At 74.5% G+C, this 11,781-nt stretch carries 1 protein-coding gene; it reads right to left on the bottom strand.

Annotated elements, in window-relative coordinates; all coding sequences use genetic code 11:
* Positions 1-11,781: type I polyketide synthase (locus AB8Z36_RS16085; protein WP_369213990.1), on the bottom strand; the 11,781-nt coding region annotated here is incomplete at both ends.

Here is an 11,781-nt window from a genome sequence, read left to right as displayed (position 1 = left end):
CCTCGGGGCCGCGTCGGGACAGCAGGACCAGGTGTTCGGCGCCCGCGCCCGCGAGCCAGCGCGCCACGTGGGCGCCCCGGCCGCCGGTGCCGCCGGTGACCAGCACCGTGCCGCGCGGCTCCCAGCCCGCGTCGGGCGCCGTCTCCGGTGCCGGGACCAGACGGCGGCCGAAGACCGCGGAGGCGCGGACGGCGACCTGGTCCTCACCGTCGTGACCGGCGAGGACGGCGGCGAACCTGCGGGCGGCCCGCTCGTCGAGAACATCGGGCAGGTCGACGAGACCGCCCCACCCTGCGGGGTGTTCGAGCGCGGCGACCCGGCCGAGGCCCCACACCGCCGCCTGCGCGGGGTCGGTGAGCGTCTCGGAGGCGGCCACGGTCACGGCGCCACGGGTCACGCACCACAGGGGCGCGGTGACACCGGCGTCCAGGAGCGCCTGGAACAGCACGGCGGACGAAAGGGCGGGGACCACGGACGAACCATCGGGGGCGCCGGATGCGTCGTCGGAGGGCGCGGCGGCCTCGCCGGAGTCGGCCAGGGCCAGCAGGGAGATCACACCCGTCAGGGCGGCGCCGTCGGCCGAGAGGCCGCGCAGCCGTGCGGCGAGCGCCTCCCGCCCGGCGGTGTCGGCGGCGTCGAGGGTGAGGCGTACGACGTCGGTGCCGACGGCGTCGAGCACGGCGGACGTCCACGGGTCATCGGCCCGCGAGGCCGGTACGACGGCCAGCCAGGTGCCGCACGGGACAGGCGTGGTGGCGGGCAGCGACAGCGGCTTCCACGTCTCGTGGTGGCGGCTGGAGTCGACCATCGCCTGGTCGCGCCGCCTGCGCCGCCAGGTGGACAGGGCGGGCAGCACGGCGCCCAGCACGTCGGTGTCCACGGCCAGGTCGGCGGCGAGGCTGGTCAGGTCCTCGCCCTCGACGGCCGTCCAGAACGCGCGGTCCAGCGGGTCGGCGGCCTCGCCCCCGCCCGCGGGGCGCCGGGTGTCGGGCCAGTAGCGGGCGCGCTGGAAGGCGTAGGTGGGCAGTTCCGTACGGCGGGCGCCGGTGCCGTCGAAGGCGCGGGCCCACGTGACCCGGACTCCTTCGACGTACAGCCGGGCCAGCCCGGTGAGCAGCGCGGCCTCTTCGTCGCGGTCCTTGCGCAGCGCGGGTGCGGTCACCGCTCCGGTGGCCGTGCCGGTGTCGAGGGTCTGCTGGGCGAGGGCGGTGAGGACACCGCCGGGGCCGATCTCCAGGAAGGCGTCGGCACCGGCATCGGCGAGCGCGCGCACGCCGTCGGCGAAACGGACGGTCCGGCGTACGTGGTCGACCCAGTACTCCGAGTTGGCGAGCTGCCCCGGCTCGGCGAGGGCGCCGGTGACGTTCGAGACGACCGGGATACGGGGCTCGGCGTACGAAAGGCCCTTCGCCACCTCGCGGAAGGCGTCGAGCATCGGCTCCATCAGCGCCGAGTGGAAGGCGTGACTGACCGCGAGCCGCTGCGTCTTGCGCCCTTCGAGCACGAACTCGGCCGACAGCGCGGTCACTTCCACGGCGGGCCCGGCGACGACGACGGAGTCGGGGCCGTTGACGGCGGCCAGGGACAGCTCCTCGGTGAGGCGAGGGGTGACCTCGTCCTCGGTGGCCTGGATCGCCGCCATCGCGCCCCCGGCGGGCAGCTCCTGCATGAGCCGGGCGCGGGCGGCGACCAGCGTGCAGGCGTCCTCAAGCGAGAACACCCCGGCCACATGCGCGGCCGCGATCTCACCGATGGAGTGCCCTGCCACGAACTCCGGGGCGATGCCCCACGAGGCGACCAGGCGGAACAGCGCCACCTCGAAGGCGAACAGCGCGGGCTGGGTGTACCCGGTGCTCTCCAGGAGAGCGGCCTCCTCGGTGCCCTCCGCCGCGAACATCACCTCACGCAGCGGGCGGTCTAGCTGCGGGTCGAGGAGGGAGAGGACCTCGTCGAGCGCCGCCGCGAACACCGGGAAGCGGGCGCACAGTTCGCGTCCCATCCCGGCCCGCTGCGAGCCCTGGCCGGAGAACAGCAGGGCGAGACGGCGCTCCACGGCGCGGCCACGGGCCACCTCCACCGCCGCTCCCGCGTCCTCGGCGGCGGCCAGCAGGACCGTGCGGTACTCGAAGGCGGAGCGCTCGGAGGCGAGCGTCAGGCCCACGTCCGCCGGGGTGGGGCCGGTGACGGAGGTGATCCGGGCGAGCTGCGCGTCCAGGGCCTCCTCGGACTTGGCGGAGACCGGCCACGGGACGACGGCGGGTACGGCCTCCGGCTCGGCGGCGCTCACCCGCTCATCGGACTCGGGGGCCTGCTCGATGATGGTGTGCGCGTTGGTGCCGCTGATGCCGAAGGACGACACGGCGGCCCGGCGCGGACGGCCGGTCTCCGGCCAGTCGGTGGTCTCGGTCAGCAGGCGTACGTCGCCCTCGCTCCAGTCGACGTGCGTGGACGGCTGGTCGATGTGCAGGGACCTGGGCAGGACGCCGTGCCGGATCGCCATGACCGTCTTGATGACCCCGGCGACACCGGCGGCGGCCTGGGCGTGCCCGATGTTGGACTTGATGGAGCCGAGCAGCAGCGGCCGGTCCTCGGGGCGGTCCTGGCCGTAGGTGGCGAGCAGTGCCTGCGCCTCGATCGGGTCGCCCAGGGTGGTGCCGGTGCCGTGCGCCTCGACGGCGTCGACATCGGCCGTGGTGAGCCCGGCGCTCGTCAGGGCCTGGCGGATGACGCGCTGCTGGGAGGGGCCGTTGGGGGCGGTGAGCCCGTTGGAGGCGCCGTCCTGGTTGACCGCCGAGCCGCGCAGCACCGCGAGGACCGGGTGGCCGTTGCGGCGCGCGTCGGAGAGCCGCTCCACGACCAGCATGCCGACACCCTCGGACCAGCCGGTGCCGTCTGCGGCGTCCGCGAAGGCCTTGCAGCGGCCGTCGGGGGCGAGGCCGCCCTGCCGGGTGAAGCCCGCGTAGCCCATGGCGGTCGACATCACGGTGACGCCACCCGCCAGGGCGAGATCGGCCTCGCCGGAGCGCAGCGCGTGCGCCGCCCAGTGCAGCGCCACCAGGGAGGACGAGCAGGCGGTGTCGATGGTGACCGCCGGGCCCTCCAGGCCGAACGTGTAGGACAGGCGCCCGGAGATGACGCTGGTGGCGAGGCCCGTGGGGGCGTGGCCCTCGGCGTCCTGCCGGGAGTTCATCACCAGGGTGGTGTAGTCCTGGCCGCTGGTGCCGACGAAGACGCCGGTACGGCTGCCGCGCACGGTGCCGGGGTCGATCCCGGCCCGCTCGAACGCCTCCCAGGTGGTTTCCAGGAGCAGCCGCTGCTGCGGGTCCATGGCCAGCGCCTCGCGCGGGGAGATCCCGAAGAACCCGGCGTCGAAGTCCGCCACGTCGTACAGGAAGCCGCCCTCGGAGGTGGCGCTGCGGCCGAGGCCGCCCTCGCCGCCCCGCTGGAGGGTCTCCAGGTCCCAGCCGCGGTCGGTCGGGAAGGCGGAGATGCCCTCGCCGCCGTCCAGGACCAGCTGCCACAGCTCCTCGGGGGAGCTGACGCCGCCGGGCATCCGGCAGGCCATGCCGACGATGACGACGGGGTCTTCGGCGAGGGCCGCGGAGACGGTGGCCGGGGCGGCCGCGCCGGTGGCCCGCTGCTCGTCGAGGAGGGCGGAGACCAGGTGCTCGGCGAGGACGGTGGGCGTGGGGTAGTCGAAGACCAGGGTCGCGGGGAGCCGCAGGCCGGTGGCCGTGGTCAGCCGGTTGCGCAGCTCCACGGCGGTGAGCGAGTCGAAGCCGAGGTCGTGGAAGTCGCGGTCGGCGTCGATCGCCTTGACCGAGGTGTGGCCGAGCACGGGGGCGGCCTCGGCGCGGACCAGGTTGACCGCGAAGCGCAGTCGCTCCTCCTCGCGCAGGTCGAGGAGCTGGCGGGTGACGGCCGCCGCGGTGCTCGCGCCGCCGACGGCGGTCGCGGCGGCGCGGCGGGTGCCGCGCACCAGGTTCCGCAGCAGCGGCGGCACCTCACCGGGCATGCGGCTGCTGCCGGAGGGGCCGAGCGGTACGAGGCAGGGCTCGTCGGACGCCGTGGCGGCATCCCACATCGCGAGGCCCTGCGCCACGGTGAGCGGGGGCGTGGCGGCCGCCATACGTCGCGTACCCGCGTCGGAGAGCGTGCTGGTCATGCCGACGGACTGCTCCCAGGCGCCCCAGGCAAGGGACAGGCCGGGCAGGCCCTCGCCTGCGCGCTGCTGGGCGAGGGCGTCCAGGAAGACGTTGGCGGCGGCGTAGTTGGCCTGCCCCGCGCTGCCCATCACACCCGACACGGAGGAGAACACCACGAACGCCGCGAGGTCGAGGCCACGCGTCAGCTCGTGCAGATGCCAGGCAGCGTCCACCTTCGGACGCAGCACAGCGGACAACCGCTCGGCGTCGAGCGAGGTGACCACGCCGTCGTCGAGGACACCCGCGGTGTGCACGACGGCAGTCAGCGGGTGCGCCTCCGGAACCGCCGCCAACAGGCCCTCCACCTGCGCACGATCCGTCACATCACAGGCGCGTACGTCGGCATCGGCACCCAGCGCCGCCAGCTCCTCACGGAAGGCGTCCACGCCCTCCGCCGCCGGACCACGCCGCGACACCAGCAACAGACGGCGCACACCGCGTGCCGTCACCAGATGACGGGCCAGCTCCCGGCCCAGACCACCCGTACCGCCCGTCACCAGCACCGTGCCCTCGGGACTCCACCGGGCAGGCATCCGCAGCACGATCTTGCCGACGTGCTTGGCCTGGCTCATGAACCGGAACGCCTCACGCGCCCGGCGCACATCCCACACCCGCACCGGCAGCGGACGCAACGCGCCCTCGCCGAAGAGGCCGACGAGCTCACCGAGCAGTTCGGCCGTCCGGTCCGGGCCCGCCTCTCCGAGGTCGAAGGCGCGGTAGCGGACGTCCCCGCCGATGTCGCGCGGGTCGCGGATGTCGGTCTTGCCCATCTCCAGGAACCGGCCACCCGGTGCGGTAAGCCGCAGCGAGGCATCGATGAAGTCGCCCGCGAGCGCGTTCAGTACGACGTCCATGCCACGGCCACCGGTGACCGCGCGGAACTTCTCCTCGAAGCCCAGATCACGCGAGGACGCGATGTGCTCGTCGTCCAGGCCCAGCTCACGCAGGGTCTCCCACTTGCCCTCGCTCGCCGTCGCGAACACCTCGGCACCCAGGTGCGTGGCCAGCTGGATCGCCGCCATGCCCACACCACCGGCACCCGCGTGGATCAGCACCCGCTCCCCCGCCGAGAGACCCGCGAGTTCGGTGAGTGCGTAGTGGGCGGTGAGGAAGACCAGCGGCACCGAGGCGGCGGCCTCGTCGCTCCAGCCCTCGGGCACGCGGGTGAGGAACCGCTCGTCGATGAGCGTGTCGGTGGCGAGGCCGCCGGGCACCATGCCCATCACGCGGTCGCCCACCGTCAGAGCGGTCGCCTCGGGGCCGACGGCGGTCACCACGCCGGTCGCCTCGGCGCCGAGGAGTCCGGCCTCGCCGGGGTACATGCCGAGCGCGTTCAGGACGTCACGGAAGTTCAGGCCCGCGGCCCGCACCTCGATCCGCACCTCGCGCCCCCGCGGCGCTTCGAGCACCTCGGGGCAGGCGCGCAGGGTCAGCGCGTCCAGGCTGCCCGGGGCGGTGCTGTCCAGGCGCCACGGGCCCTCGGCGGGCGGCAGCAGTCCGGGGCCCGCCACCGCGCGGTCGAGCCGGGCGACCAGCAGCGCGCCGTCCCGTACGGCGAACTGGGCGTCGCCGCCCGCGAGCGGCGCGGCGAGCTGCGGCAGGACGTCCTCGGCGCGCGCGTCCTCGTCCAGGTCGAGCAGGGCGAACCGGGTCGGGTTCTCGGACTGCGCGGCACGGACCAGGCCCCAGACGGCGGCGGCGGGCAGGTCCTCGACCCGGTCGCCGGGCCCGGCGCACAGGGCGCGTCGGGTGACGAACACCAGGCGGGAGGCGGCGAACCGCTCCTCGGTGAGCCACTCCTGCACCAGGCCGAGGGCGCGCGCGGTCAGCGTGTGGGTGGCGGCGGGCACGTCGTCGTCCCCGGCCCCGCCGCTGATGTCGGTGAAGAACGGTACGCAGACCAGGTCCTCTTCGCCGGTCAGTCCGGCCAGGACGGTCGCGGCGCCCTCCTCGCCCGGCGCGTCGACGGCGGCGCACCGGACGGCGGGCGCGGTCTCCCCGGTGTCCGGCGCCTCCGGTGCCGGGGCCCACTCCAGGCGGAGCAGCGAGTCGAGCTCCGTACGGCGGGTGGCGGCGGCCTGCGTCCCGGCGGGTACGCGCAGCACCAGCGACTCCGCCGAAAGGACGGGGGCGCCCTCGACGTCGACGGCGGCGATGGACACCGAGTCCTCGCCGGTACGGGCGACCCGGAAGCGGACCACGGAGGCGCCGCCCGCGTGCAGGGACACCCCGGCCCACAGGAACGGCAGCAGCTTGTGCTCGTCGTCGAGGCCCGCGAAGCCGACGGACTGGACGGCGGCGTCGAGCAGCGCCGGGTGCATGCCGTAGTAACCGGCGTCATCGGCCTGGGACGGCAGCGCCGCCTCGACGAAGGCCTCCTCGCCACGGGTCCAGACGGCGCGGATCGTACGGAAGACGGGGCCGTACTCGGTGCGGTCGTAGAAGCCTTCGAGGTCGACGGCGACGGCGCCCTTGGGCGGCCAGACCGAGGTGTCCAGGGTCAGGGCGGCGGAGCCGGTGGTGAGGACGCCGGAGGCGTGCTCGGTCCAGGTCTCCTCGGGGGCGTCGGCGGGCCGGGAGTACAGGCTGACCGTGCGGGAGCCGTTCTCGTCGGGGGCACCGGCCCACACCTGGACGACGACGGCGGCGTCCTCGGGCAGCAGGAGCGGCGTGGCGAGGGTGAACTCCTCGACCCGGTCGCAGCCGACCTCGTCCCCGGCGCGGACGGCCAGTTCGAGGAAGCCGGTGGCGGGGAAGAGCACCATGCCGCCGCCGACGGTGTGGTCGGCGAGCCAGGGGTGCGTGGTGAGGGAGAGCCGCCCGGTGAACAGGACGCCCTCCGACGCGGCGAGCGCGGTGGCGGCGCCGAGCAGCGGGTGCTCGGCGGGCCGCAGTCCGGCGCCGGTGACGTCACCGGTGTGCGTGGCGGGGCGCGGCCAGTAGCGCTCGTGGTGGAAGGCGTACGTCGGCAGGGCGACGCGGCGGGCACCGGTGCCCTCGAAGCAGGGGGCCCAGTCGATGTCCGTACCGGCCACGTGGAGCTGGGCCAGCGCGGTGAGCAGCGCGGTCTCCTCGTCGCGGTCCTTGCGCAGCGCGGGTACGGTCACCGCTCCGGTGCCAGTGTCGGTGCCGGTGTCGAGGCTCTGCTGGGCGAGGGCGGTGAGGACGCCGCCGGGGCCGACCTCCAGGAAGGCGTTGGCGCCCGCGTCGGCCAGGGCGCGCACACCGTCGGCGAAGCGGACGGTGCCCCGCACGTGCTCCACCCAGTACTCGGCGGTGGTCAGCTGCCCCGGCTCGGCGAGCGTGCCGGTGACGTTGGAGACGACCGGGATACGGGGTTCGCCGTACGTCAGGCCCTCGGCGACCTCGCGGAAGGCGTCGAGCATCGGCTCCATGAGCGCGGAGTGGAAGGCGTGGCTGACCGTGAGCCGCTGCGTCTTGCGGCCCTCGGCCACGTACGCGGCGGCCAGCGCGGTCACCGCGGCCTCGGGACCGGCCACGACCACGGACTGCGGGCCGTTGACCGCCGCGACGGACAGACCGTCGGTCAGACGGCCGACGACATCGGCCTCGGTCGCCTGGACGGCCACCATGGCCCCGCCCGCGGGCAGTTCCTGCATCAGCCGGGCGCGGGCGGCCACCAGCGTGCACGCGTCCGCGAGCGAGAACACCCCGGCCACATGCGCGGCGGCTATCTCGCCGATGGAGTGCCCCGCGACGAAGGCGGGAGTGACACCCAAGGACTCGACGAGACGGAACAGCGCCACCTCGACGGCGAACAGCGCGGGCTGGGTGTACCCGGTGGTGTCCAGGAGGACCGCCCCGTCGCTGCCCTCCTCCGCGAACAGCACCTCGCGCAGGGGGCATTCCAGGCGCGGGTCGAGCTGGGCGAGGATCTCGTCGAGCGCCGCCGCGAACACGGGGAAGCGTGCGTACAGCTCACGCCCCATCCCCGCGCGCTGGGAGCCCTGACCGGAGAACAGCACCGCCAGCGAGCGCTCGACGGCACGGCCACGGGCCACCTCCACCGGCTCCGGCGTGCCGTCGGCGGCGGCAAGCAGGACCGCGCGGTGGGCGAAGGAGGAACGGTCCGCCAGGGAGAGGCCCAGGTCCAGCGGGGCCGCGTCGAACGCGGTGATCCGCTCCAGTTGTCCGGGCAGGGCCTCCTCGGTGCGGGCGGAGACCGGCCACGGCACGACGGCCGGGGTGACGGCGGGCTCCTGCGGTGCCCGCTGCTCCCGCTCGGCGGTGACCGGCTCGGGCTGCTCCAGGATCACGTGGGCGTTGGTGCCGCTGAGGCCGAAGGAGGAGACTCCGGCCCGCCAGGGGCGCCCCGTCTCCGGCCAGGCGGTCTGCTCGCTGAGCAGGCGTACCGCCCCGGCCTCCCAGTCCACGTGCGTGGACGGCTGGTCGATGTGCAGGGACATGGGCAGGGTGCCGTGGCGCATGGCGAGCACCATCTTGATGACGCCCGCGACACCGGCGGCGGCCTGGGTGTGGCCGATGTTGGACTTGATGGAGCCGAGCAGCAGCGGCTGCTCCGGGTCGCGGTCCCTGCCGTAGGTGGCGAGGAGCGCCTGCGCCTCGATGGGGTCGCCCAGGGTGGTGCCGGTGCCGTGCGCCTCCACGGCGTCCACGTCGGTGGCGGAGAGCCCGGCACTGGCCAGGGCCTGGCGGATGACGCGCTGCTGGGAGGGGCCGTTGGGGGCGGTGAGTCCGTTGGAGGCGCCGTCCTGGTTGATGGCAGAGCCGCGCACGACGGCCAGGACCTCGTGGCCGTTGCGGCGGGCGTCGGAGAGCCGTTCGAGGACGAGCAGACCGACGCCCTCGGACCAGCCGGTGCCGTCGGCGGCATCGGCGAAGGCCTTGCACAGACCGTCGCCCGCGAGGCCGCCCTGCCGGGTGAACCCGGAGAAGTTCATCGGCGTGGAGAGGATGGTGACGCCGCCCGCGAGGGCGAGGGAGCTCTCCCCGCTGCGCAGCGACTGGGCGGCGAGATGGAGCGCGACGAGCGAGGAGGAGCAGGCGGTGTCGACGGTGAGCGCGGGACCTTCCAGGCCCAGGGCGTAGGAGACCCGGCCGGAGATGACACTGGTGGCCAGGCCGGTGCTCGCGTGCCCCTCGACGTCCTCGCGGGAGGTCATGACGAGGTTGGCGTAGTCCTGGCCCGTGGTGCCGACGAAGATGCCGGTGGCGCTGCCCCGCAGGCCCGCCGGGTCGATGCCCGCGCGCTCGAAGGCCTCCCAGGAGGTCTCAAGAAGCAGGCGCTGCTGCGGATCCATGGCCAGCGCCTCGCGCGGGGAGATGCCGAAGAACCCGGCGTCGAAGCCGCCGACGTCGTGCAGGAAGCCGCCCCGGCGGGTGGCGCTGACACCACGGTTGTCCTGGCCGCCGCCGAACAGGGCGTTGAGGTCCCAGCCGCGGTCGGTGGGGAATCCGGTGATGCGGTCCTCGCCGTCGGCGAGCATCTGCCACAGCTCGTCCGGGGTGGTGACACCGCCGGGCATCCGGCAGGCCATGCCGACGATGACGACCGGGTCCTCGGCCACGTCGGCCGCCACGACGGGTGTGCCGGTCTCGCCGTGCTCGTCGAGGAGTTCGGCCACCAGGTGCTCGGCGAGGCCGTGCGGGGTGGGGTAGTCGAAGACCAGGGTGGCGGTGAGCCGCAGGCCGGTGACGGTGGTCAGGCGGTTGCGCAGCTCGACGGCGGTGAGCGAGTCGAAGCCCAGCTCGCGGAATTCCCGGCCCGGTTCGACGGCCTTGGCCGAGGAGTGGCCGAGCACGGCCGCCGCCTCGGCCCGGACGAGTTCGACGGCGTGGCGGACCCGGTCGTCCGCGGGGAGTTCCAGGAGGCGGCGGGCGAGGTCGGCCGCGGTGCTCGCACCGCCGGAGGCGGTCGCGGCGGCGCGGCGGGTGCCGCGCACCAGGTTCCGCAGCAGCGGCGGGACCGCTCCGGGTACGCGGGTCTCGCCCGAGGTGGCGCCTACGGCGACGACCAGGGGCTCGTCGGAGCCGGTGGCCGTGTCGAACAGGGCGAGGCCGCGCTCGACGGGGAGGGGCGCGGCGCCGGAGGCGGCGATGCGCTGCATGTCGGCCTCGGAGAGGCTGCCCGTCATACCGGCCGACTGGGCCCAGGCGCCCCAGGCCAGGGACTGGCCCGGCAGGCCCTCGGCCGCGCGCTGCTGGGCGAGGGCGTCCAGGAAGAGGTTGGCGGCGGCGTAGTTGGCCTGCCCCGCGCTGCCCATCACACCCGACACGGAGGAGAACATCACGAACGCCGCGAGGTCGAGGCCACGCGTCAGCTCGTGCAGATGCCAGGCAGCGTCCACCTTCGGACGCAGGACGGCCGCGAGGCGTTCGGGGGTCAGCGAGGCGATCACGCCGTCGTCGAGGACGCCCGCGGTGTGCACGACGGCGGTCAGCGGGTGCGCCTCCGGCACCGTCGCCAACAGGCCCTCCACCTGCGCACGATCCGTCACATCACAGGCGCGTACGTCGGCATCGGCGCCCAGCGCCGCCAGCTCCTCGCGGAAGGCGTCCACACCCTCCGCCGCCGGACCGCGCCGCGACACCAGCAACAGACGGCGCACACCGCGTGCCGTCACGAGATGACGGGCCAGCTCCCGGCCCAGACCACCCGTGCCACCGGTGATGAGGACGGTGCCATCGCCCGCCCAACGCGTCGGCATCCGCAGCACGATCTTGCCGACGTGCTTGGCCTGGCTCATGAACCGGAACGCCTCACGCGCCCGGCGCACATCCCACACCCGCACCGGCAGCGGACGCAACGCGCCCTCGCCGAAGAGGCCGATGAGTTCTCCGAGCATCTCGTGGATGCGTTCGGGGGCCGCCTCGCCGAGGTCGAAGGCGCGGTAGCGCACATCGCCGACCGCGTCCGCGTCGCGGATGTCGGTCTTGCCCATCTCCAGGAACCGGCCACCCGGTGCGGTAAGCCGCAGCGAGGCATCGATGAAGTCGCCCGCGAGCGCGTTCAGTACGACGTCCATGCCACGGCCACCGGTGACCGCGCGGAACTTCTCCTCGAAGCCCAGATCACGCGAGGACGCGATGTGCTCGTCGTCCAGGCCCAGCTCACGCAGGGTCTCCCACTTGCCCTCGCTCGCCGTCGCGAACACCTCGGCACCCAGGTGCGTGGCCAGCTGGATCGCCGCCATGCCCACACCACCGGCACCCGCGTGGATCAGCACCCGCTCCCCCGCCGASAGASCGGCCAGGTCACGGAAGGCGTACAGCGCCGTGAGGAACACCAGCGGCACCGAGGCGGCGGTCTCGTCGCTCCAGTCCTCGGGGACGGTGGTGAGGTAGCGCTCGTCGACGAGGACGGTGTCGGCGAGGCCGCCGGGCACCATGCCCGTCACGCGGTCGCCGACCGCGAGGCCGGTCACCTCGGGGCCGACGGCGGTGACCACACCGGTCGCCTCCGAGCCGAGGAGTCCGGCCTCGCCGGGGTACATGCCGAGTGCGTTCAGGACGTCACGGAAGTTCAGGCCTCCGGCCCGCACCTCGATACGGACCTGCCGGTCCTCCGGCGCCTGAAGGGCTTCGGGGGCGGGGA

Origin of the sequence: Streptomyces flavofungini (assembly GCF_041028215.1) — a bacterium.
GTDB classification, from domain to species: Bacteria; Actinomycetota; Actinomycetes; order Streptomycetales; family Streptomycetaceae; genus Streptomyces; species Streptomyces flavofungini_B.
Note: the sequence above shows the minus strand (reverse complement) of the source record. Positions and strands in the feature narration are given on the sequence as shown.